Raw genomic sequence first — 24,674 nt, 5'->3', positions numbered from 1 at the left:
CCGCTTATCCCGCCTTGATTACTGCGCTGGTTTCTCGCCGATCCACTTTTCGTGTATTTTAGCGTACTCGCCGCTGTCCTTCATTTCTTTCAGCGTATCGTTGACGGCTTTAACGAATTCCGCGTCGCCTTTGCGAATCGCGATGCCATAAGGCTCATCGGTGAACGTGCCTCCAACGACTTCATAATTAGCGTCCTGCTTCATCATTCCGAACAAGATTGCGTTATCCGTCGTCAAAGCTTCACCCTTACCGGACTTGAGTGCGGTGAAGGCTTCCTGGTAGTTCTCGAATTCAAGGACTTGCGCATCGGGCGCTTTCTCGCGGATGTTCTTCGCAGAAGTGGAGCCTTTAACCGCTAATACTTTAATTCCCTTCTTGCCCTTCACGTCGTCGATCGATTTGATCGGGCTTCCTTTCTTCACGAGCAGCGACTGGCCTGCCTTGAAGTAAACATCCGTGAAATCCACTTCCTTCTTGCGCTCTTCGGAGATGGTCATCGTCGCGATAATCGCATCGATATCCCCCTTATTCAGCATCGGAATACGAGTCTTGGAAGTCACTTCTTTCAGCTCGATTTTGTTTTCGTCGCCAAGCAGTTTTTTGGCAATCGCTTTGGCGATATCGATATCGAACCCATTAACCTGACCGGTACCCGGGTCTTTCAGGCCGAATAAGTTCGTATCGTATTTGACACCGACCACCAGTTTATCGCGCTTCTTGATAGCCTCCAGGGTCTTGGCTTCTCCGCCAGGTGCATCCGATGCATTCCCGCCGCCTTCCGGCTCCTTTGCTTTGCCGCATGCAGCCAGAACCAGCATAAGAGACAGCATGATTAACCCCAGTTTAAAAAATTTCCGATTTTTCATATCAAGACCCCTTTCAATCTCCTATTTATAATCGCCCTCTACCCAATTAATGCGCAAACAGGCGGCTCAAGAACAATTTTGCTCTCTCTTCCCTCGGATTCGCGAAAAATTGTTCAGGCAGTGCTTCTTCCACAATTTGTCCTTGATCCATAAAGATGACCCGGTCTGCGACTTCTCTGGCAAACCCCATCTCATGCGTGACGACGACCATGGTCATCCCCTCGCGTGCAAGGGCTTTCATGACGTCCAGAACTTCGCCGATCATTTCGGGATCCAAGGCTGAGGTAGGCTCGTCGAACAGCATGATCTTGGGCTTCATCGCAAGTCCTCTGGCTATAGCCACACGCTGCTGCTGGCCTCCGGACAAATTAGAAGGATAGGTTTGGGCTTTGTCCGGAATTCCTACCTTCTCCAGAAAGAACATGGCACGTTCTTCCGCTTCTTTCTTAGACAACCCGAGAACTTTGATAGGAGCCAGGGTAATGTTGTCGATTACTTTTTTGTGAGGATACAGATTAAAGTGCTGGAACACCATTCCAATCTCACGGCGCAGCTTATTGATATCGGTTTTCTTGTCATTCACAGCTAGACCTTCAACCGTCAGCTCGCCGCTTTGAATCGTTTCCAGGCGGTTAATACAGCGCAGCATCGTGCTTTTGCCCGATCCGGAAGGCCCGATTACGACCACTACCTCGCCCTGCTTAACTTCGAGATTGATATTCTGGAGTACGTGAAAAGAGCCATAGTACTTGTTAACTTCCCGAAAATTAATCATGGCATCCCCCTCTTTGGCAACAATGCGGATTGACTCAGTAAAGAACCGTCTGACCGCTTTATGTATATGGTTAGTTTGCTAAATAATTACACAGTTCTTGTAGACCTGAAACACCATCGTCTATTTAACCAATGTAATCGTTTTCTTTATATAATTTAACATATATCTTCTCTTTTTTAAAATGGTAAATCTTGAGCGGCTGATCTGTAACATATGTTCATAAATAAAAAAGGCCGGACATTGGAGTCCGGACTTCTGTTTACGGTTGTGTGGTTTCTCTCATCTGAACGATGACGGTTGATTAGCGGTTGATGCAGCCGCATCACCGGAAGTGAGCGGCTTCTCGGGAAGAGGCGCAGGTACCGCTGGAGTCGCAAGCAGCTCATCCTGTCCGATTTCTCTGCCCTGACTGCGGATAAACAGCCATATGCCGAACAGCAGCAGGAAACCTGCGCCGACCTGGATGCCCGTAATCGCTTCACTGAGCAGGTAATAGGCCAAGATCGTAGAGCCGAGAGGTTCCCCGAGCACACTCATCGACACCGTTGCCGCCTTCATATATTTAAGCAGCCAGTTAAACAAATAATGACCGAACAGAGTCGGTACGATCGCAAGCAGCAGGAACATGGTCCAGTCTGTCTGGCTGTAGCCCGTCAGAGGAGTTCCCTGCACGATATTGTAAAGGCCGAGCACAACGCCCGCGGCTAGAAAAACAAAGAAACTGTAGACAAACGCAGACATCGACTGTCTCATCGATTTTCCGATCAGCATATGCACGGCTACCGCTGCGGCACTCACAACGGACAGGATGTCCCCGCGCAGTGCTTCGCCGGAGAAGCGGAAGTCGCCCCAGCCAATCATAGCGGCTCCGATCATCGCGATCAGAATGCCGGCTATCGTCCCCCAGCTGCTTTTTTGCCGGAAAATCAGATAGGCGCCGCCCATAACAAAAATAGGCTCCAGTGTCAGCAGAGCAGTAGATGAAGCGACCGTTGTATAGGATAGAGAAGCCATCCACAGCAAAAAATGAAGCCCCAGGAAAAAACCGGAGCTGATTAACCAGGCAAGGGATTTCCAGCGAATGCCCCTAATTTCCTTTATGTACCGGAACAAAAACGGGAGCATGATTAGAGTAGTCAGAAGCAAACGATACATAGCGGTTACAGCTACCGGAGCGGAACTCCAGCGGACGAAAATAGCGGAGAAAGAAATTCCTATGATCCCTACAACAAAAGCAATCCATACAGGAAAAAGCGGTTTGTCAGTCGAATGTGCAGTCATGTTCAGTAGTCCTCTTCCAATGGTCAATTTTATGAATCCCGAACAAGTATACCTGATTTAATCCCCTCTGTGTACGGCATTTGCCTTCCATTATTTTCTTGTATCCGCGCGCAAAAAATAACCTTTACCCGCAAAGGAGTAAAGGTTATGAAAAAAAGATCCGACGGATGACTACTTTCCACGATAATCATCCGTAGCAATAGTATAGCGTATATGATTTTATCTATACTAGATGTATATATTGGTATTGCAGTCCCAGTTATTAATCTAAAACCGCCGCAATGTGTTTAGCCGTCACCGACCAATGAGAAGTGTTCCAATAGGATTCTTTGTTCTTGACATACAAAATTTGCGGAGAAGCGTGTTTCACACCGATGTCTTCGGCAATTTTGTTCGACACAGGGCGGGACTCAATCACTTTAACGAGATAATAACCAACTTCTTGATTGGGCTGTTTGCCCAGATAATCATCGTATTCTTCCAGCGCACTCGCGCTTACCGGGCAAGTCGTACTATGCTTCAGGATGACGAGAGGTTTGTCTGTGGAATTCTCCAGAATATCGTTCCATTCTTCTACGGTCGTAATTTCAGTCCAGTTAGCCACTTAGCACCGCTTCCTTCCTAGTTCTATTATCGGGATACTTGTCATTATAAAGAAATCAATCCTTATGTACAAATGCAGCGTTCATCTTATGCGGGAACTTACCGGATAAACAAAGCGCCGATAATTAGCGCACCGATAATTCCCCATACCGGATTTATGTTTAAATACTGTACCATTATAAAATACCCGGCTGCCAAGAGAAATGGAAGAAATTTCACCGGACCTTCTGTCGTACCGAAGCCGAACTTCGCGAAGTCATACGCCAGCATGGCCAGCATGACAAAAATAATCGGCTGTACGCCTTTGATCATTCCCCGGATCACCGGGTTCCCGTTCAGTTTGCTCATTACACCGACCAAGGCCACCATAAGAATAGCCGTTGGCAACACCACGGCCCCTATGGCGACTGCGGCTCCCATCCAGCCTCCGACTTTGAACCCGATATAGGCCGCCAGCTTAGTCGCAATGGGTCCGGGAAGAGCATTGCCGAAGGCAAGCGCTTGTCCGAACTCTTCTTTGTTCATCCAGCCGAAACGGCTTACCACTTCGTTCTCATAAAGCGGAATGATGGAGGGGCCGCCACCGTAGCCAAGCATGGTAGAACGGCCAAAGGCAACAAACAATTCCCACAGCTTCATCACTGTCATCTGCAACTCCTGTCCTTGCTATGCTTTCGAAATTTATTCCTAGTATACCCCAAAATCATCCACACCCGGGAAAAAGTTTCTTACGGACACGCGGGTACCGCACAAAAAGACCTGACAACCATCGGCCAGGTCTTCCGCCGGAAAAGACGCTGCATAGCATCCTTGCTAGCTTCCATTCATTAAATGACCCGGAATGTACCGGTACCCAGCGTCCCCAGACGCCCCTGTCCATCGGTCACCCGGCCGCTGGCCGTCAGCATCTTACGCGTCTGATGCACGAGCTCAGCCGTCACAATCAGCTCACCCGGCTGCATAGGCGCAACGAATTGCACATTCAAATTAGTTGTGACAATCTTCTCGTCCGGTCTCGCCAGCATGAGCACGATACCCATCGCATTATCGAGCAGAGACGAGGTAACGCCTCCGTGGACAATACCGATGAGATTCAAATGGTGCTGCTGTGCGTCCAGACGAATGACGACTTTCTCCGTACTGGCTTCCACCAGTTCGCAGCCCAAATAGTCCCAGAATGTGTCTTTTGCCTGATCGATCATCTCTTGATAACGGGGGTGCAGCAAGCTTTCTTGTTCCACCGGTCTCCCTCCCTTCTCTATAGCGTCATTATAACGGGACATACTGGAAAGAAAAAGTCCCGGTCAGGGACTTTTCGTTAGTGGATAGGCAGCAGAGCGGAATCCGCCCGCGTTCCGCTTCCTTATGCCTTTTCCTTTTCATCTTCTTCTTCGTCTAACATGGACGGATTCGGATTCCGGCTTCCCTGAACCTGCTCTCTATCCGTCCCCCCGGGAACCTCGTGCTTCTCGAGCTTCTCGCGCTCCCTGACCCTGCTGAGCAGTTCCATCTCTTCTTCGAGAAGTTTGCGCCGGAGTACTTTACCCACCATCGTCTTAGGCAGCTGAGTCCGGAATTCGTAACGCCGGGGAACTTTAAAGGCTGCAAGGCGTTCACGGCACCAGACATCCATTTCTTTGGCCGTTAGACTTTCACCGTCACGGATAATAATGTAGGCTTTCACCGTTTCACCGCGATAGGGGTCCGGAACACCAATCGCAACAGCCTCTTTGACGGCCGGATGTTCGAACAGCACTTCCTCGATTTCACGCGGATAGATATTAAATCCGCCCGCAATAATAATATCCTTCTTCCGGTCCACAATGGAGAAGTAACCCTCTTCGTCCATCCGTGACATATCCCCTGTATACAGCCAGCCATCGCGGAGAACCGCTGCCGTCTCGTGGGGGCGGTTCCAGTACCCTTTCATAACCTGCGGACCCCGGACGATCAGTTCTCCGATCTCACCTGCCGCCACTTCTTCTCCGGTGGCCGGATCAATCACTTTCGCTTCCGTATCTGGAAAAGGGAGCCCGATCGTCCCGATTTTACGGTCCCCCCAGATTGGATTGACATGTGTGGCAGGTGAAGCTTCCGTCAGTCCGTATCCTTCAATAAGTCTTCCTCCGGTTAGTTCTTCAAAACGCTCTTGAACCTCAAGCGGGAGAGGAGCAGATCCGCTAAGACACACATTAATAGAAGAAAGATCATATTCCCGGATACGGGCATGATTGATCAGTGCGATATACATCGTGGGTGCACCCGGAAATATCGTCGGCTTCAGCTTCGCAATCATCCGGAGAATTTCTTCAATATCAAACTTCGGGATAAGTACGAGCATCCCTGAGCGCAAGATCGCTTGATTCATGAGCACAGTCATTCCGAACACATGAAAAAATGGAAGCGCTGCCAAGTAAATTTCTTCGCCTTCCTTGGATCGGTAACACCACTTAGCTGCCTGTACGGTATTCACCACCAGGTTATAATGTGTCAGCATCACACCTTTGGATAGCCCGGTGGTACCCCCGGTATACTGGAGCAGGGCAACATCCTCTGCCGCTTCCACTTCAGCCATCACGGGTTCAGGCGAAGCATAAGATAAATGCGTGCGGAAGGAGCGGATTTGATCGCTCCAGGCTACGTTTAAATCCGTCCCGTCCCGCTTCGCTTTAATCGGGTACAGGATATTTTTCGGAAAAGGCAGATAGTCCTTTATGGAAGTCACGAGCATGTGGCGCAGGTTCGTTCTGGCCATTAACGGAGATACTTTATGATGCAATAGATCCAGAGTAACCATGACTACGGAACCGGAATCCGCCAGTTGATGCTCCAGCTCCCTTTCCATATACAGCGGGTTCGTCTGCACAACAATGGCTCCCGCCATTAATGCTCCGTAATAAGCAATGATGCTCTGGGGGCAGTTGGGCAGCATGATCGCCACCCTCTCCCCCTGTTTGACACCGAGCTGCTTCAGCCCGTTCGCAAACCGGTAACAGGCATCCAGCAGCTTGGAGTAGTTCATTTTCTTCCCCATAAAATAGATTGCGGGCTTCTGCGGATATTTCCCGGCCGCCTGTACGAGAAAATGCGCAAGATTGTGCTTGGGATATTCGTAAGTCGAGGCGACTTCGTTGTCGTAGTGATGCAGCCAAGGCTTAGCTGAATCCATACAAGATCATCCCTTTCCCGGGAGCCGGATCGTCAAATGACGTATTTCTCAGAGGCGATGACACGAGCGGCAATTTGCCGTTTGAGGCCGACTGCGTCTGCCGGTATGCTGCGGGTCAGTTTCTTAAGCACGGACAATTGAGTCCGCAGCGTATCGCCGGTCTCCATCGCAGCCAGCGTATCTTTGGCAAGACGTTCGATTTCAGAGAAAGCTTCGTGTACGTAAACCTCGGTCATCTGGATCGCATTCTGCGCTTTCGTTTCTCCGGATTTATCCCTGATCTTACGGGTACGGAGAAGAATCGTTTCCATCGCAAAAATCTGAATCATCATATCCGCCAGGTTGCTCAGCACTTCCTGCTGTTTTTCCAGGTTCATTCCATATTTCTGTACAGCCGATCCGCCCGCCATCAGAAACACTTTCTTGGCCATGCCGACCAGATGAGCTTCTTGTTCCAATACGCCGTCAAACGTCTGACCTGGGACCAGCTGCATCAGCTCGGATTGCAGAGCTTGTGCTCTTCCCAATAAATCGATTTCGCCTTTCATAGCTTTCTTGAGCAAGGTGCCCGGAATCAGAAGCCGGTTTATTTCGTTGGTTCCTTCAAAAATACGGTTGATCCGCGAGTCGCGATAAATCCGTTCGATTTTATATTCTTGAATAAAGCCATAGCCTCCGTGAATCTGTACACCTTCATCCGCGATGAAATCAAGTGCCTCTGAAGCGAATACTTTATTAATGGAACACTCAAGCGCGTATTCCGCAATCGCCTTGGCTGACTGCTGCCCCGCTTCTTCGCCGGCATGGTCCAGATTCTGCAGCGCCTTGTCAATCATGCCGGCTGTCCGGTACACCATGCTTTCGGTGACATACGTGCGGATATTCATTTCAGCCAGTTTTTTCCCGATCAATGGGAATGAAGAAATCGGCTGACCGAACTGGGTCCTCGTATTGGCGTATTGCGAGCTAAGTTCTATCGCTTCTTTGGAAGCGCCCAGACAGCCGGCTCCGAGCTTGAATCGACCAATGTTCAAAATATTAAAAGCAATAATATGCCCGCGACCGATTTCCCCCAGTACATTGCCGGCAGGAACCCGTACATCTTCGAAATACAGCGGACACGTCGATGATCCTTTGATTCCCATCTTCTTCTCTTCCGGACCCACCGAGAAGCCTTCCATATTCCGCTCCACGATAAAAGCCGTAAAATCTTTGCCGTCTACTTTGGCATACACAATAAAGATATCCGCGAAGGCCGCATTCGTAATATAAAGCTTAGAGCCGTTCAAAATATACGATTCCCCGTCTTCCGAGAGCTTTGCCGTCGTTTTGGCGCCAAGCGCGTCTGATCCCGAGGTCGGCTCCGTCAGGCAGTAGGCCGCGATTTTTTCGCCGGTGGCGAGTTCAGGCAGATACTTGTTCTTCTGCTCTTGCGTCCCGAAGAACACAATCGGCAAAGTGCCGATTCCCACATGGGCGCCGATAGATAACGCGAAGGAGGCGGCTTTGGACAGAGTCTCGTTGATGACGGTAGAGCTGATTTTGTCCAGACCGAGTCCCCCATACTCCTCCGGCACATCTGCCCCAAGCAGGCCGAGTTCCCCGGCCCTGCGCATCAATTTCACGGTAAGCCCGTAGTCCAGTTTCTCGATTTCTTCATCCTTGGGAAGTACTTCCCTCTCCACGAAATCTCTCGTAGTTTCCATCATCATTCGCTGTTCTTCCGTAAAATCCTCCGGAGTAACGAGAGCATCTGCATCCAAATCCTCAATGACAAAGCTTCCGCCTTTTACAATTTTAGTCTCCAGCATCTCTGATCTCTCCTTTAATGGATTCATATGCGGATAGGAGCTTGCTTTAGTTCATGTAAATCGCCGGGAAGAATGCATTAAGGACCGAATACTTCAAAGACTCCTGCGGCTCCCATACCGCCGCCAATACACATGGACACTACGCCGAGCCCTCCGCCCCTGCGCCTAAGTTCATGCACAAGGCTCGCAGTCAGCTTCGTCCCCGTGCAGCCGAGCGGATGTCCCAGCGCAATGGCGCCCCCGTTCACGTTCACCTTCTCTTCTTCGAGGTTCAGCTCCCGGATGATATGCAAGCACTGGGAAGCGAACGCTTCGTTGATCTCATACAGATCAACCTGATCCTGCGTAATTCCGGCCAGCTTAAGCGCCTTCGGAATCGCTTCGACCGGCCCCACGCCCATAATCTCGGGCGCCACGCCTGCCAGCGCGAAGGAGCGCAGCGCAGCCAGCGGCTTAAGGCCCAGCTCCTCCGCCCGTTCGCGGCTCATCAGAACGGCCGCTGCTGCGCCGTCGCTCACCTGCGAAGCATTGCCCGCCGTGACGCTGCCGCCCTGCGTGAAGGCGGGACGCAGCTTGCCGAGCACTTCAAGGGTCGTGTCCGGGCGGACGCCTTCGTCCGTATCCAGCACGACCGGCTTCTCCCAGCGCGTGCTGCCGGCATCTACCCCCACGAGGCGGGTAGCGACAGGCACGATTTCTTCCTTGAACTTCCCGGCAGCAATAGCAGCCGCCGCTTTGCGGTGGCTCCCGGCGGCGAAGCGATCCTGATCTTCGCGGGTGATGCCGAACTGCCGGGCGACATTCTCGGCCGTATGGCCCATGCCCATATAGACTTCGGGCATCTCAGTCGCCAGTTTGGGGTGAGGCGACAGTTTGAAGCCGGTCATGGGCACATGGCTCATGCTTTCTACTCCGCCGGCGATGATGACTTCCGCATGCCCCAGCATGATCCGGTCTGCGGCATAAGCAATGGCCTGAAGGCCGGAGGAGCAGAACCGGTTGACCGTAACGGCAGGGACTGTATGGGGAAATCCGGCATACAGCGCCATCGTCCGGGCAAAGTTCAGTCCCTGTTCGCCCTCCGGCATGGCGCACCCGATAATAATATCTTCCACATCTTCTTTGAGGAGCCCCGGTGCCCGGCGCACCGCTTCTTCGAGGACAATGCGTCCGAGATCTTCCGCCCTCGTCTGTGCCAGACTGCCTTTCCTCGCTTTACCTGCCGGCGTGCGCACTATCGATACAATGACTGCTTCTTTCATTGTGTTCTCCCCTCGCTTCGTCCCGTTTTAGTTGCGCAGCGGTTTGCCTTTGGTCAGCATGTGCTGCATACGCTGCTGGGTCTTCGGCTCTCCGCACAAGCTCAGGAACGCCTCCCGCTCCAGGTCAAGCATATACTGCTCCGATACCAGGGTGCCCGCCGGAACATCTCCGCCCGCCAGTACGTGTGCAAGTTTACCCGCAATCAAATGGTCATGCTCACTGATATATCCGCCGAGCTGCATCGAATAAGAAGCGACCTGGAGCACCGCCTTGCCCGTGTCGCCGACAACGCGGATCCGCTCTTCCTGCGGGAGTACATAACCTTCACGATCCATGGCGAGCACGGCCTCTTTCGCCGCAAAGATGCGGTGATCGCTGCTTAGAACGACAGAATCGTGCGGCCCCATATAGCCGATCCGTTTCGTATCAAAGCCGCTAGTCGACACTTTGGCCATTCCGATTGTTTCGAAATATTGATTTATGAACGGCTGCAGATCAATATCCGGATTCCCTGCCGCTATCCGGCTTGTGCGCAGGGCCATTTCTTTACAGCCGCCCCCTGCCGGAATAAGGCCAACGCCAACCTCAACGAGCCCGTAATAGGTTTCCGGTGAGAAGATTACCCGGTCTGCCGGCAGACAAGCCTCCACACCGCCGCCAAGCGTCATACTGTGGGGTGCCGCTACGACCGGCTTCTCCAGTCTTTTGAGGATCATCATGCTGTTCTGGAATAAACGGATGATCCCGTCGACTTCGTCCCACTCCCCATCCTGGGCTTCCATCAGAAGCAGCATTACGTTAGCTCCCACGCAGAAATGTTTCCCTTCATTGGCGATCACCAGTCCGCGGAAATTACGGCGCACTTCGTCCGTGCTCTTCTGGATCATCGTCAGAATATCCGCCCCGATCGCATTGTTCGGCGAATGAAACTCCAGACAGGCCACTCCGTCTCCGATATCAATCAGACTGGCGCCGCTGTTGCCCAGCACAACCTTGTTCTGCCGCTTAAGCATCTGGAGCGAGATATGCTCTGGACGCGTCTTCAGCTCGGTATAAGCATTCTTCAGGTAATAAAAAGTCGCTTCTTCCCGCTGCTCATAGAAATGAGTATGGCCGGACGCGATCCACTCCTTAACCCAGTCCGGAACTGTGTCCCCTTCCTTCTCCATCCGCTCGGCCGACCGCTGCAGGCCGATGGCATCCCACAATTCAAAAGGTCCGAGATCCCAATTAAAGCCCCACTTCATGGCACGGTCGATTTCGACAATGGAATCCGCAATCTCTCCCAGTTTATCAGCCGAATACAGCAGGACTGGCTTGAGCAAGTTCCAGGCGAGCCTTGAATATTTATCCTCCGCCGACAGCAGCGCCTTGATCTTGCCCGCTGCTCCTTTGGCGCTCTTGGCCGCTTCAAGAGAAGCGGAAGTAATCTTACGCACTGGCGCGTACTCCAGCGATTGCATGTTCAGAGCCTGAATTTCCTTCCCTTTCTCCGTCCGGACTTTCTTGTAGAAGCCCTGCCCGCTCTTTTCTCCGATCCGCCCTTCTTTCACCATACCTTTCAGCACTTCGGGAACTTCAAAAACACTCTTCTCCGCTTCGCCGTCTACCAGATCGTAAACATTCCGGGCCACGTGGACAAAAGTATCCAGCCCGACCAGATCCAGTGTGCGCAGAGTTGCGCTCTTGGGTCTTCCCAGAGCCGGGCCCGTTACCGCATCGATCTCCTCCACCGTAAAGCCCTTCTCTAGCATTTCACGCAGTGTTACAAGCAGCCCGTATGTTCCAATGCGGTTCGCAATAAAGTTCGGGGTATCTTTGGCTCTTACAACCCCCTTGCCGAGCCGTTTCTCACAAAATTCAGTCATGTAAGACACGATAGCTGGGTCGGTCGTCTCGCCCGGAATAACTTCCAGCAATTTCATATAACGGGGGGGATTAAAGAAATGCGTGCCGAGAAAATGCCGTTTGAAATCAGCCCCTCGCTCCTCCACCATCGCATGAATGGAAATGCCTGAAGTATTGGATGTTACAATCGTTCCAGCTTTCCAGACCTTCTCAATTTGAGCAAGCAGGTTTTTCTTCACATCCAGACGCTCCACAACGACCTCAATAATCCAATCCGCGTCTGCCAGTTTGCCCAGATCGTCTTCCAGATTTCCAGGTGTTATACGGGAAGCGAACGCTTCACTGTACAAAGGTGCCGGATTCGTCTTCGTAAGCCGCTCAATGGCTGATGCCGCCAGACGGTTCCGGACTTTCGGATGTTCCAGCGTAAGACCTGCTTTCGTTTCATTTTCAGTTAAATCCCCGGGTACGATATCCAGCAGCAGACAAGGGATGCCTGCGCCTGCCAAATGCGCCGCAATTGCCGCGCCCATAACACCGGAGCCGATCACGGCCGCTTTCTCAATCGGTTTCACCATGTCCTATACCTCCTGATCTTCTGATGGCTCTGCTGCAATCGTCCGCTAGCTGACGGCTGCTCCCGGCACTTGTGTCCTTGCGCCGAATACGGACTCTTCGAGTAATTCAGCGATATCCCTCGCCTTGACAGTTTCTTCGACTTCCTTCATCTTGACGCCGTCTTCCATCATCGTCAGGCAGTACGGGCAGGCAGAAGAAATCACCGTCGGCTTTACTTCAAGCGCCTGCTCGGTCCGGGCGAGATTGATCCTCTTGCCGGCTGTTTCTTCCATCCACATCATACCGCCGCCTGCACCGCAGCACATCCCGTTCTCCCGGCTGCGCTCCATTTCAACAAGCTCGACGCCCGGAATCGCTTTTAATACATTGCGGGGCTGATCATAGACGTTATTATAACGGCCAAGGTAACAAGAATCGTGGTAGGTGATCCGCTCTTTAACCTCATGGCTCGGAGTCAGCTTTTGTTCACGGACTAATTGATCCAGCAGCTCGGAATGATGCAGCACTTGCGCTTCGAGCCCGAACTCCGGATATTCATTCTTCAGCGTGTTGTAAGTATGCGGACATGCGGTTACGATTTGCCTCACCCCATATTTCCGGAAAATTTTAATATTCTCCTCACACAGCTGCTGGAAAAGAAATTCGTTGCCCAGGCGGCGCGCGGTATCCCCCGAATTCTTCTCTTCATTGCCTAGGATCGCAAAATTCACCTGTGCTTCATTCATGAGACGAACGAGCGAACGCGTAATTTTACGGCTGCGGTTGTCATAAGATCCCATCGAACCGACAAAGAGCAGAACTTCAAAATCCGGATTCTCTTGTACCGTAGGGACATTGTGCCGTCCTTCCGGACCCGTCTCCTGAGCCCATTTCGCGCGGTCGTTCCGGCTAATGCCCCATGGGTTCCCCTGCCTCTCGATGTTCTGCATGGCCTTCTGTCCGTCATGAGGCATACTGCCCTGCATCAGGACTAACTGGCGCCGCAGGTCGATAATCTTATCCACATGCTCGTTGGCTACGGGACACTGATCTTCGCAGTTGCGGCATGTCGTACAAGACCAGATTTCCTCTTCCGTCATTACATCGCCGGCTAGCTCCATATCTTCGGGCTTTTTATCCGTCTGTACCCATGAAAGCTTCTGCGCGTTCATCGTAGGGCCGATGTCGGTCGTCCCCGAGCCGTTCCAGGCACCAAGTTGATGCCCTGAGGCCTGCATGATATGGGTACTGCCTTCGCCAAACACAAAAGCGGGAACCCAGGGGGATTTGCCGGTAACCGCCGCCCCCTTTTCCGTCAAATGATCGCGCAGTTTTACAATGAGATGCATGGGAGACAGCATCTTCCCCGTGCTTGAAGCAGGACATACATTGGTGCAGCGCCCGCATTCGACACATGCATACAGATCAAGCATTTGCTTCTGTGTCAAATCTTCAATCTTGCTCAGCCCGAACGATTCCGCCTCTTCATCCTCCAGATCCAACCTGCGTAACCGGCCTGCGGGCTCCTGCCGTTTGAGCAATATGTTCAGCGGAGCCGTGATCAGATGGAAATGCTTGGATTGCGGTACGTATACCAGGAATGAAAGCAGAATAACGAGGTGCAGCCACCAGCAAATCCCGTACAGAACAAACGCCGCCCCCGGAGGCAGCCACCCGAAAGCAGAAGCAATAAGCGATGAAACAGGAGCAAAGGCTGAAGCCTCCAACCCTTCACGAATCCGGTCAAATCCCATCGTTAACAGGACGGACAACATCAGGCCGCAGATAAAAAATACGACCAGGCTAGGTTTCCAGCCTTTCTTTAAGCGTTTGATCTTCTCGCCGTACCGCCGATAAGCCGCATATCCCATTGCCAGCAAAATTGCAGCAACGGTGATTTCCTGAAGTAAGCCGAAAGCTTCATAACCCGGAAGCGGGAGCGGGCGGCCGCTTAATCCTTTTACAATAATATCTATGGCGCCGAACTGCAGAATAATGAATCCGTAAAAAATAACAAGGTGCATAATTCCGCTCTTCGTATCTTTGAGCAGCCTGGTCTGTCCGAACACTTCAACAAGAAAGGGCCCGAGCCGCCTTTTCAGCTGCCCTCCCAGATTGACGGGCTGACCTAGTTTAATGTAGGAATACCGGTGATATACCGCTTTGGCGAACAGATATATTCCCAAACCTGTCACACCTATAAACAGAATCAACTGCACAATTGCTCCCGGCACCGAAAACAACCCCTTTCTAAGGTGTTTTACAACTATTTTCTTTTCCTCCATATTAAGCGCTTACAATATCTTTACAAATAAAAGCATCGTTCATCTTATATGTAACCGAAGAATGAATCATGCTTTTATCAGGGTGCACTACATTCAATAATCATGTTGACAGGAGCAGTGGAGTAGCGGAGTAGCGGAGTAGCGGAGTAGCGTTTATTTCAGTCATTGACATTGCCCTGGATCTATTTTATGATGGCTGTATAAAAATGAATGAGTATTCATTCACTATTTATTCATATTTTAGCACCGGGGTGATTCCATGACAAGCAAAAAAAAAGAAAAATACGATTTAATTATCGAAGCAGCGCTGAAAGTCTTTGCCGAACACGGATATCACCGTTCACAAGTTTCTAAGATTGCCAAAGCCGCAGGAGTGGCGGACGGCACTATCTATTTGTATTTCAAGAGAAAGGAGGATATTCTGATCTCCCTTCTTCAAGAGAAGCTTGGTGAGCTGGTGGCGAAATTTCACGCGAACATTGAAGAAACAACAAGCGCCAAAGAAGCATTGCGCAAGGTCTGCGAAATTCATTACACGGAGCTTGAAAACAATGTGGACCTCGCTTTTGTTACCCAAATCGAACTGCGCCAAAGTTCCTTGGAGCTCCGCCGGGAAATTGGAAAAGCTGTAAAGCCATATATTACATTAATTGAGCAATTGCTCATTAGAGGTGTGGAAGAGAAAGTGTTCCGGGCCGACCTCGATGTTAAATTAACGCGTCTGCTCATTTTTGGCGCTATGGATGAGGTTGTGACTTCCTGGTTAATTTCCAGCCGCAAGTACTCCCTCTCTGCACAGGTTGAAGGCACGGTTAATTTCTTCCTGCAAGGAATCCGGGCCTAATCAGATCGCAGCTGAAGTATTTTCATTACGATCCTCTGTTCCATTCTTTCCGTTCATCTGATTATCAGAAAGGGGACAATGACAATGAATGTATGTGTGCTGTTGAAACAAACATTTGATACGGAGGAAAAAATCATTCTCGAAGCGGGACGGATTTCGGAAGATGGCGTCAAGTTCGTTATCAATCCTTATGATGAGTATGCGGTCGAGCAGGCTATCCAGATCCGCGATGAGCAGGGCGGCAAAGTAACGGTCGTCTCGATCGGACCGGATCGGAGTGCCGAAGCCCTCCGAAGCGCGCTAGCCATGGGCGCGGACGAGGCGGTACTCATCTCTGATGAGCGGATTGGAGCGGATGAATATGCGGTTGCGCAGGTCCTCCATGCTTTTGCATCCCGGGAATCTTTTGATCTGTATCTGGGAGGGAACTTTTCAGTCGATAACGGTTCCGGTCAAGTCGCCATACGCCTCGCTTCCCTGCTCGATATCCCTCATGTCAGCTCCATCACTAAACTGGAGCTTAAAGACGGGCAAGCCATCGTCCACCGGGATGCTGAGGGTGATCTTGAAGTCGCCGAAGTTACACTGCCTGCGCTGTTCACTGCCCAACAGGGCTTGAATGAGCCCCGTTATCCTTCGCTGCAGGGCATTATGAAGGCTAAGAAGAAGCCATTTCGCCAGCTTGCGCTTGATGACATCGGCCTGACTTCAGTCGAAGAACGTACCGAACGCGTGGATCTCTTCCTCCCTCCTGCCCGGCAGGCCGGCAGAACGCTTCAAGGAGAGCCGGCCGCCGCTGTGCACGAGCTGGTTCAGCTCCTGCGCTCCGAAGCCAAAGTTATCTAACCTTCAAGAACACGGATCTGCTGTACGTATCTATCTTATAAGATCGAGGAGGCATCCTGCCATGTCCCATTCTTATCTGGTTGTTGCTGAAAGCAAAGGCGGCTCGCTCCGCCAAGTATCCTTCGAAACAATCGCTGCCGCCAAAGCGGCTGCTGACGTTGGAGATCATATTGCTGCTGTTCTTATCGGTTCCGGCGTGTCTGATTTGGCCGGTGAACTTGCATCTTATGGAGCAGACAAAGTCTATGTCGTTGATCACACCGACCTGGCTACCTATAACCCCGAGGCTTATTCGAAGACTCTCCAATCCGTTATTAGGTCCGCCCTGCCTGATGCGCTCTTGTTCGGTCACACGGCTATAGGCAAAGATTTAGCACCGAGAACCGCAGCCATCCTGGGGGCAGGTCAAATATCGGATATAACGGCTGTCGAGCAAAAAGACGGCCGTGCGGTCTTCACCAGACCGATTTATGCCGGCAAAGCTATTGAAAAGAAATCGTTCACAACTTTCCCTTGGGTCGTTACGGTCAGACCGAGCAACATAGCCGTGCCAAAGGCGCAGGAGGACCGTTCCGGCGAAGTAGTGAACATCGCGTACGAAGCTCCTGCGCTTCGTACCGTTATCCGCGAGGTCGTCCGGAAGACCTCGGGCAAGATCGACCTTGCCGAAGCCAAGGTCGTGATCTCCGGCGGCCGCGGCGTCAAGAGCCCCGGCGGCTTCAAGCCGCTCGAGGAGCTGGCCGGCGTCCTCGGCGGAGCGGTCGGGGCGTCACGCGGAGCTTGTGACGCCGGGTACTGCGACTACGCGCTGCAAATCGGGCAGACCGGCAAGGTGGTCACGCCCGAGATCTACATCGCATGCGGTATCAGCGGCGCCATCCAGCATCTGGCTGGGATGAGCGGATCGCGGGTGATCATCGCGATCAACAAGGACCCGGAGGCGCCTATCTTTAAGGTCGCCGACTACGGCATTGTCGGCGACCTGTTCGAAGTCGTGCCGCTGCTGACGGAAGAATTCCGTAAGGCTCTGTAGGCACGACACAAAGTCCCGATTACGCTGACGGTTCACCCGAGCGTAATTGGGACTTTGTTCTTGCTGCGGCGGCTTGCGGCTGGTGGCGGTTGGTGGCGGCTTGCCGGAATCAAGCCCCCCGTATGCCGCCTTGCACTTGCACTTGCTCTTGCACTTGCACTTGCACTTGCACTTGCACTTGCACTTGCACTTGCTCTTTCGCCTGCACTTGCTCTTGCTCTATCCGTTCGATTTAATCGGTGACGCCAGTACAATCGTTCCGCGTGGCTGATTACCTGACGTGTCAGGCTCGAGCGTGATCGCAACCGTATCGTAGTCACGAGGCTCAAATGTGTAGTAAAGGGCGCCCTTTCCGTCCCGTGTCAGGAACGTACCTGCGTTTACTTTCTCTTCGCCTTTAATGAGCCAGACCTGGAACGCTTCGCTGTTCTTGAGCTCCGGCAGTTTCTCCGCCTGTACAACCAGATGTGTTCCTTTGTTGTCTATGACAATTGTGGCCAGACCTTGTGCTACGATTCCTTCTGCTGCGGGATCGAGCTTGACAATGTGATCAGGTTTCAAAGCTCTGGCGGGAAGAACATTAGCTTCCAGGCTGCCTTGAAGAGAATTCACATTCTGCTGAAGCCGGGCATTAAGCTCCTGCAATGAGTTCACGTCACTGCGGAGCTGGATATTCACCAGTCCGAGCAGTACTGCCGCAGCAGACACACCTGTTATCACTGCTCTTCGGACCAAATCATTTCGTTTGCGTTTACCTCTCATATCGCCCGCTGCTTCTAGGTTTCTCCTATTGACATTCCCGGCAATACCCCGTGCCGTATCCCCATTATGTTGATCCTCCGTCTTATAAGCTGAGCCCAGATTCTCTCCGGATTCAAAGCCTGTCGGTCCTTCATTTTTATGTGATCCCGTCAAGGGTACGAATTTCCGCTCTGCTTGAGCAATCCTTTTAACATAATTATTTGTATCTTGTTTGTTAGTGCTCTCCGTCTGATCGCCAGCGTTGTCTTCCGAAGCCGCCTTACCCGTTCCCAGCACTTGGCCTAATACACGCTGCTTCATTGCCGCTGGAACTGCCACCGGCTCTGCCGCCAAAGGGAGATGTTCTAAGACACTTTGGAGTTCAGCCACCTCGGCCTGACAATGCGGGCATGTACTCAGATGCTGTTCGAACAGCTTTCTTTCGGAATCGTCCAGTCCTCCCAGCACGTAAAGTTCCACCCATTCGCAGGTTTGCGGAGTCTGTTGATTATTCATGCGCATTCTCCCTCCTTCTATGCCCGGATAACCTTTCTTTAAGCTGTTTCATGGCCAGTCTCACCCTGCTTTTGACGGTTCCGAGCGGAATGCTCTGATTATCGGATACTTCCTGCTGGGTATATCCCTCAAAATAAATGAGATCAATGACCTTCTTCTGATCTTCGTTCAAATGCTCCATGGCAGCTGCAATTTCTAGACCCATTAGATGAAGTTCTGCCTGCTCCTCCGTGCCTCTGCCCGTGTCAGCCATTTGCATAATCTGATCCGGCTCCCCCAACTGATTGGTTGTACGGGTATGTTTTTTGCGCAGAATGTCGATTGCTATATTTCTCGTAATCGCAAACATCCAAGTCGTCAGTTTACCGTGTGTATCCTCATATCGCTCTGCATGATTCCAAATGCGCATAAACAATTCTTGAACCACTTCTTCCGCCATCATGGTGTCTTTAACAATACGGTAAGCGAATGCATATATGGGCCGTTCATACCGGTCATAAAGTTGTTCGAGGGATGCTGCATCTTTGTCCATAATCGAGCGAATAAGCTGTGTGTCATCCAGCCTTTCGTTCATTAGGGGACCCCTTCCTATGTAGATTCCCTTCATTATAACTTTCGTAACAGAGGAACGCTTGGATTTGTTGCAAAAAAATTTTTCAGTAAGTTTTATAAAAGGGTGATCCATTCGACGGTCTGCTGCGTTTCACTAAATAGAACCGTTTGAAACGCAACACAAACGGCAGCCCACCATTCGAAAGGACGTGTCTTCACATGAAATCGTTACGTATCAAATGGATAGTCTCCCTGCTCGCGCTAGTCTTGCTGCTTCCATCAGCGGGATTTGCGCACACACCATCCACGGGAGGAGCCGGTGCAGAACTCCGCTCCAGTCTGGGCCAGATGTTCGGCGATCACGCCTTGTTAGCCGCATTTGCGATGCAGAAGGGAATCGACGGCAAAGCCGACTTCAAACAGTCTGCAGCTGCTTTGAATGCGAATACCGATGAAATTACAGCAGCCATCGCTTCGGTATATGGCAAGGAAGCCGGTACAGCATTTAAACCTATCTGGGCTTCACACATCGGCTATTTCGTCGATTATGTAAAAGCGACCGGCGCCAAGGACGAAGCCGCACGTCAGAAGGCGCTATCCGATCTGGAAGTTTACCGGATGAAACAGGCTGAATTCTTTGCTTCCGCCAATCCGAACCTTCCTAAAGAAGCGGTAGCCGCTTCACTCAAAATTCACATCGACCACCTGCTCGTTGCTTTTGACAGCTATGCAGTCAAAGATTTCGACAAAGCCTACGAACAAATTCATACCGCTTACGTCCATATGTTCGAGACAGGCGACACCATTACAGGAGCCATTGCCGCACAGTTCCCGGACAAATTCGCTCCGGCAAGTGTCAAAAACCCTGCTTCAGATGTACGCTCCCTGCTGGAAAGAGTTCTAGGCGAGCATGCGACACTGGCAGTTATTGCGATGCAGAAAGGAATCGATAGCGCTGCTGACTTCAACCAAGCGGCCGGTAGTCTGAACGCGAATACGGACGAACTGACCCACGCGGTAACCTCTGTCTATGGAGATGAGGCAGGTCAAGCTTTTAAGACTATCTGGTCATCCCACATCGGTTACTTCGTTGATTATGTGAAAGCAACAGCGGCCAAAGACGAAACGGCACGCCAGAAGGCACTTTCCGATCTGGAAACTTACCGGATGAAGCAAGCCAAATTTTTTGAGGATGCGAATCCAGAGTATTTCAAAAAAGATGCAATCGCTGAAGGCCTCAAAACTCATATCCACCACTTGCTTGCAGCCTTTGACAGCTATGCAGCTAAAGATTATGACAACGCCCATAAAAATGCACGTGAAGCTTATTCCCACATGATTCCAACAGGTACTATGCTGGCATCGGGAATTGTTGCACAATTCCCCGATAAGTTCCATGGAGAAGATCAAGGCTCGATGGCTCCTGTTGTAAAATTCCAGATCGGCAGCCAGACTCTCATGCTGGATCAAAAAGCCGTCATGATGGACGTAGCTCCTTTCATCAAACAAGAGTGGAGTTTCATTCCCCTCCGTTATCTTGCCGAAGGCATCGGTGCTGAGGTCACTTGGGATGCGGCAACTCAAACCGCTTGGGTTAAAGCGGGCAAAGATACGGCAACCTTCTGGGTTGGTAAAAATTACATGGAGCTAAACGGAAAGAAAATGGAAATCGGCATTCCTATTTTCCTTGAAGGAGGACGTATGCAAGTACCTGTCCGCTTCATCGCTGAGTTGTTCGGATGGGATGTGAAATGGGAGAATACGGCGAGAACAATCGAGTTAACCAAGAAAGAAGCTGCGCATACGCAGCATTAATCCTGATTGATTTCTCTGCCTGGGCAATGGATAGAACGCAAAAAGGACCGCTCATGCAGCGGTCCTTTTTGTAGTCAATATCCAAACACCGATTCTGCGTGTCTGACATTCACTTAACCCGCATCCATTTCCACACGGCATAAACGCCTGCTGCTGCAGAACCACCAAAAGCGGTCACTCTGCATTCCACCAGGAACGATTTGGCTGCACCCAAATACTCGAATCCTTGGGCACTTATCCACCCCGCGCCGCAATAAAATGCATAGAGAACCAGCAGCAGCATAGCCGGCAGAACCCGGAGCTTTTCTCCCTTGAAGCTCCCTGACCGATACCTCAGATAATAAAGGCAGAATACTGAATACGCCAAGGTATAAAGGAGAAAAAAGAACCATTCAAGCTTACTTACGTAGCCAAGCGGCTCTGCCTCGCCTAAAGCCGCCAGCCATAGGGCATGTGCCATCATACCGGCAGCTAATGAAAGGAAGCTTACACCCCAGACTACCCAGGAAGCCACAATCCGTACCGGGCATAACACTCTCTCTTGAGCCAGGCTCTCGTTGCGATTCGCGATCACATTCAACCTCCCGCAATACGAAAGTGAAGTTACTTCTTAACTATACGGATACAGCAGATGGATCATGACTGACGGAGAACCCTACCCTGTTGCAAGCTGATGCCTATATACGGCGTTCATACAAGAGTTAATGGAAACATAGAATGATTTGTACACCCGGACTTCCTGTTATTTAAAAGCAAAAAGCCGGGGCCTTCCGGCCCCGGCTGCGCGCATGATGAGTCTAGCTAGTTCGGATCTTTCAGTACAATTTGTCCAAGACTGATTTCGCCGTATATTCCAGCGCCCGGTAAGTCTGATCCTTCATCTGGATCGCTACCGCCGTGGACAAAATATCGAGCAAATGGATCTGGGCCAGCTTGGATGAGAAAGCGCCTCCCTGAAGCGGTGTTTCTTTGGCGGTTGCAAGTAGAACGACATCGCTCTGGTTAGCAATCGGAGAACGGGCATGATTGGTCAGACAGATGATGAATGCCCCTTTCGCTTTGGCCAACCGGATAGCGTCAACGAGATCTTTGGTGCTTCCCGTTGAAGAAACCGCAACCACCACGTCCCCCTTCTCAGCCAGAGATGCTGTCATCGCTATAATGTGCCCGTCCGAACCGGCATCTACATTAAAGCCAAGACGCATGAATCTGTACTTGGCATCCTGCGCCGTAATTCCGGACGATCCGACTCCGAAGAATAAAATTTTGCGGGCGGATAAGATAGCATCAATGGCTTTCTGAAGTTCCTGCACATTCAATAGAGATGTCGCGTTCTGAACAGCCTGGGAATTCTGGGAGGTCATCTTTTTCATGATCAGGTCAAGATCATCCGTCTCCTCAATCTTACCGTGTACTTGTTCACTTGGCGTTGCCAGGACCTGGACGAGAGAAAGTTTAAACTCTTGATATCCCTTGTAACCTAATTTGCGGCACAACCGGATCACAGAAGTTTCTCCGACTTCAGCCTTTTCCGCCAAGTCCGTGATCGTATAGAATACCGTTGCCTCCGGGTCTTTCAGAACGGTATCGGCCACTTTTTGCTCAGATTTGGTAAGGGAGGAATAGATACTGTTGAGCAGCAACAGCGAGTTGTTCAAATCGGCGATTTTGCTCATAGATGGTACTCCTTTTCGTCATTCTGCGCGGTCAGGCAATCAGTTCACGTTTGTCTTTTCTAGTCTCTTCTTTGAATAGTACTTGAAACATGTCGATTTGCCTAGTCCATAACGCCATATTTTTCAATTTTTTACTAGCTGCGCCAACATTTTTTCCAGTTATAAGATGATGAATAAGGAACTATATAGTAAAATTATTTCCTTAAACATTTTGAACTGATCTGAAATTATGGCTTAATACCATATGAATTGCATCTTTTCGAGCTAAGTGAATAATGGAAATCTATGTATGAAATTAAAATAGCAAGATGGGAAATATTCGACACGAATCACATAAAAAGAATGTAGAAATACGGAGATTTTTGTAGAATGTAAGCAGAAAAAGAGAACGAATATAACATTTTAGATCTTTTTAGCGAAGAAATATTCCATAATTCAGATGCTTGGAGGTGCATACAAAACTAAGAAATGAGACTTTAGACATATTAAAATACGAACATATGTTTGTTAAAATAAGTTGTATTCCAATATCAGGAAAATAAATAAAGAGGAGAGAATACACTATGAACAAAGAATTTCGTGCGGACGTGGCGATTATCGGCGGAGGAGTCGGCGGCTGCGCTGCAGCCCTGTCCGCTGCCAAAATGGGAATGAACGTAATAATGACGGAAGAAACCGAATGGATCGGGGGGCAGCTGACAAGCCAAGCCGTACCGCCGGACGAGCACAAATGGATCGAACAATTCGGATGTACCCGAAGTTTCAGGCAGTTCCGCAATGGAGTCCGGGATTATTACCGCACTACTTTTCCGCTGACGGCTGAAGCCCGCTCCGTACTCAATCTTAATCCGGGCAACGGCGGAGTCAGCCGGCTCTGTGCCGAACCGCGCGCTTATCTGGCCGTTCTAACCGCCATGCTCGCACCTTATGTAAACAGCGGGAAGCTGATTATCCTGACTCGCCAACGGATCACCGGCGCGGAAATGGACGGGGATCAGGTCCGGGCTGTCACTATCAAACATCTGGACCAGGGTCACAAACATACGATTCACGCTTCCTATTTCCTGGATGCAACGGAATGCGGTGACATGCTGCCGCTTACCAAGGCGGAGTACGTAACAGGCGCAGAATCCAGAGCCATGACCGGTGAACCCAGTGCCCCTGAAGTTGCTGACCCCAAGGATATTCAGGCCTTTACGGTTTGTTTTGCCATGGACTATTTTGAAGGAGAAAATCATGTCATTAAGCGGCCGAAGGACTATTCGTTCTGGCGCGATTACAAGCCCGATTTCTGGCCGGACAAGCTGCTCAGCTGGGTATCTCCTAATCCTGTAACTCTTGAGCCGATGGAAGATACCCTCCTGCCGGGAACGGATAAATATCCACTTTTTAATTACCGGAGGGTCATTGATAAGTCGAATTTCAAGCCGGGTACATATCCGAGTGATATTTCGATTGTTAACTGGCCCCAGAATGATTACTGGCTCGGCAATATTTATGATGTTCCGGAGAAGGAAGCCAAGAAGAACTTAGAACAGGCTAAACAGCTGAGTTACTCGCTGCTGTACTGGCTTCAGACGGAGGCTCCGCGCCCTGACGGTAAAGCCGGATATCCGGGGCTTCGCCTACGTCCGGATGTGACCGGCACTGAGGACGGCATGGCGATGGCTCCTTATATCCGTGAATCCCGCAGAATCAAGGCGGAATTCACAGTTGCCGAGCAGCATGTCAGTGCCGCGATTCGCGGTGAGCAGGGTGCAGAAGTGTTCCCCGACTCGGTAGGAATCGGCAGTTACCGGATTGATTTGCATCCGAGCATGACCGGGCGTACCTATCTGGACGTATCGTCGCTGCCTTTCCAGATTCCTCTCGGCAGCCTGATTCCAGTCCGGATTAATAATCTGCTTCCGGCTTGCAAGAACATCGGTACCACCCACATTACGAACGGCTGTTACCGCCTCCACCCTGTAGAGTGGAACATTGGAGAGGCCGCGGGCTATCTGGCGGGCTATTGCGTCCAGCAAGGCGTGCAGCCGCGGCAAGTTCGGGCGAATCAGGTGAAGCTCAAAGATCTGCAAAACATTTTATCCTGGAACGGTGTGGAATTATCCTGGCCGGTCATTACCGCTCTCTAGGACACGCAATAACAAGGCCTGACCCTCCGACAATCTGGCACGTTCATTCAAGCAGA

20 protein-coding genes are annotated in these 24,674 nt (G+C 50.9%); 5 read left to right on the top strand and 15 right to left on the bottom strand.

The window, feature by feature from the left end:
• Window positions 1-18: 18 nt before the first annotated feature.
• The 11 genes from AR333_RS07955 to AR333_RS07905 all read right to left on the bottom strand — a co-directional run bounded on the left by AR333_RS07955 (window position 19) and on the right by AR333_RS07905 (window position 14,409).
• Entirely contained in the window at window positions 19-867 is an 849-nt protein-coding gene (locus tag AR333_RS07955) for an ABC transporter substrate-binding protein (protein ID WP_068774731.1), read from the bottom strand.
• 46 nt (window positions 868-913) lie between these two features.
• The gene (locus tag AR333_RS07950; RefSeq protein WP_068774730.1) at window positions 914-1,642 is read right to left on the bottom strand and encodes an amino acid ABC transporter ATP-binding protein; all 729 of its coding nucleotides are present in this window, start codon (window positions 1,640-1,642) and stop codon (window positions 914-916) included.
• A gap of 279 nt (window positions 1,643-1,921) precedes the next feature.
• A complete protein-coding gene (locus tag AR333_RS07945) occupies window positions 1,922-2,923 on the bottom strand; it encodes a DMT family transporter (RefSeq protein WP_068774729.1) in 1,002 nt (333 codons plus the stop codon).
• Between the two features lie 262 nt (window positions 2,924-3,185).
• A complete protein-coding gene (gene ytxJ, locus AR333_RS07940) occupies window positions 3,186-3,527 on the bottom strand; it encodes a bacillithiol system redox-active protein YtxJ (RefSeq protein ID WP_068774728.1) in 342 nt (113 codons plus the stop codon).
• 98 nt (window positions 3,528-3,625) lie between these two features.
• Complete coding sequence (locus AR333_RS07935; protein WP_084783532.1) at window positions 3,626-4,174, bottom strand: chromate transporter; 549 nt, start codon at window positions 4,172-4,174, stop codon at window positions 3,626-3,628.
• Between the two features lie 179 nt (window positions 4,175-4,353).
• Complete coding sequence (locus AR333_RS07930) at window positions 4,354-4,767, bottom strand: PaaI family thioesterase (protein WP_068774727.1); 414 nt, start codon at window positions 4,765-4,767, stop codon at window positions 4,354-4,356.
• A 122-nt stretch (window positions 4,768-4,889) separates the two neighbouring features.
• The gene (locus AR333_RS07925; protein WP_084783531.1) at window positions 4,890-6,695 is read right to left on the bottom strand and encodes a long-chain fatty acid--CoA ligase; all 1,806 of its coding nucleotides are present in this window, start codon (window positions 6,693-6,695) and stop codon (window positions 4,890-4,892) included.
• A gap of 32 nt (window positions 6,696-6,727) precedes the next feature.
• On the bottom strand, window positions 6,728-8,506 hold the full coding sequence (locus AR333_RS07920) for an acyl-CoA dehydrogenase family protein (protein ID WP_068774726.1): 1,779 nt from the start codon (window positions 8,504-8,506) through the stop codon (window positions 6,728-6,730).
• 77 nt (window positions 8,507-8,583) lie between these two features.
• On the bottom strand, window positions 8,584-9,768 hold the full coding sequence (locus AR333_RS07915) for an acetyl-CoA C-acyltransferase (protein ID WP_068774725.1): 1,185 nt from the start codon (window positions 9,766-9,768) through the stop codon (window positions 8,584-8,586).
• A gap of 27 nt (window positions 9,769-9,795) precedes the next feature.
• The gene (locus AR333_RS07910; protein ID WP_068774724.1) at window positions 9,796-12,195 is read right to left on the bottom strand and encodes a 3-hydroxyacyl-CoA dehydrogenase/enoyl-CoA hydratase family protein; all 2,400 of its coding nucleotides are present in this window, start codon (window positions 12,193-12,195) and stop codon (window positions 9,796-9,798) included.
• Between the two features lie 45 nt (window positions 12,196-12,240).
• Complete coding sequence (locus AR333_RS07905) at window positions 12,241-14,409, bottom strand: (Fe-S)-binding protein (RefSeq protein ID WP_068774723.1); 2,169 nt, start codon at window positions 14,407-14,409, stop codon at window positions 12,241-12,243.
• A gap of 310 nt (window positions 14,410-14,719) precedes the next feature.
• On the opposite strand from AR333_RS07905, the gene AR333_RS07900 reads away from it, so the two are divergent.
• The 3 genes from AR333_RS07900 (at window position 14,720) to AR333_RS07890 (ending at window position 17,183) form a co-directional block, all read left to right on the top strand.
• Window positions 14,720-15,304 (top strand): TetR/AcrR family transcriptional regulator, encoded by a 585-nt coding sequence (locus tag AR333_RS07900; protein WP_068774722.1) that lies wholly within the window; start codon window positions 14,720-14,722, stop codon window positions 15,302-15,304.
• 84 nt (window positions 15,305-15,388) lie between these two features.
• Complete coding sequence (locus tag AR333_RS07895) at window positions 15,389-16,150, top strand: electron transfer flavoprotein subunit beta/FixA family protein (protein WP_068774721.1); 762 nt, start codon at window positions 15,389-15,391, stop codon at window positions 16,148-16,150.
• A gap of 61 nt (window positions 16,151-16,211) precedes the next feature.
• Window positions 16,212-17,183 (top strand): electron transfer flavoprotein subunit alpha/FixB family protein, encoded by a 972-nt coding sequence (locus tag AR333_RS07890; RefSeq protein ID WP_068774720.1) that lies wholly within the window; start codon window positions 16,212-16,214, stop codon window positions 17,181-17,183.
• Between the two features lie 219 nt (window positions 17,184-17,402).
• Here AR333_RS07890 and AR333_RS07885 read toward each other — a convergent pair whose 3' ends face one another.
• Both AR333_RS07885 and AR333_RS07880 read right to left on the bottom strand, forming a co-directional pair.
• On the bottom strand, window positions 17,403-18,440 hold the full coding sequence (locus AR333_RS07885; protein ID WP_068774719.1) for an anti-sigma factor: 1,038 nt from the start codon (window positions 18,438-18,440) through the stop codon (window positions 17,403-17,405).
• Entirely contained in the window at window positions 18,433-19,014 is a 582-nt protein-coding gene (locus tag AR333_RS07880) for an RNA polymerase sigma factor (RefSeq protein WP_068774718.1), read from the bottom strand. Before AR333_RS07880 ends, AR333_RS07885 begins: the two co-directional genes overlap by 8 nt.
• Before the next feature lie 197 nt (window positions 19,015-19,211).
• On the opposite strand from AR333_RS07880, the gene AR333_RS07875 reads away from it, so the two are divergent.
• Window positions 19,212-20,807 (top strand): copper amine oxidase N-terminal domain-containing protein, encoded by a 1,596-nt coding sequence (locus AR333_RS07875; protein ID WP_068774717.1) that lies wholly within the window; start codon window positions 19,212-19,214, stop codon window positions 20,805-20,807.
• Window positions 20,808-20,916: 109 nt separating this feature from the next.
• Here AR333_RS07875 and AR333_RS07870 read toward each other — a convergent pair whose 3' ends face one another.
• Window positions 20,917-21,381, bottom strand: a complete 465-nt coding sequence (locus AR333_RS07870) for a hypothetical protein (RefSeq protein ID WP_068774716.1) — start codon at window positions 21,379-21,381, stop codon at window positions 20,917-20,919.
• 241 nt (window positions 21,382-21,622) lie between these two features.
• Window positions 21,623-22,483 carry a MurR/RpiR family transcriptional regulator gene (locus tag AR333_RS07865; RefSeq protein ID WP_068774715.1) on the bottom strand — a complete coding sequence of 287 codons (861 nt, stop codon included), beginning with the start codon at window positions 22,481-22,483 and terminating at the stop codon, window positions 21,623-21,625.
• Window positions 22,484-23,046: 563 nt separating this feature from the next.
• Between AR333_RS07865 and AR333_RS07860 the strand changes: the two genes are divergently transcribed.
• Window positions 23,047-24,618 (top strand): FAD-dependent oxidoreductase, encoded by a 1,572-nt coding sequence (locus AR333_RS07860; RefSeq protein ID WP_068774714.1) that lies wholly within the window; start codon window positions 23,047-23,049, stop codon window positions 24,616-24,618.
• The last annotated feature ends 56 nt before the right edge of the window (window positions 24,619-24,674 follow it).

Source organism: Paenibacillus sp. FJAT-26967, from assembly GCF_001541095.1.
Lineage (GTDB): Bacteria > Bacillota > Bacilli > Paenibacillales > NBRC-103111 > Paenibacillus_F.
The sequence above is the reverse complement of the archived record's forward strand: the minus strand, read 5'-3'. Positions and strand labels throughout refer to the sequence as shown.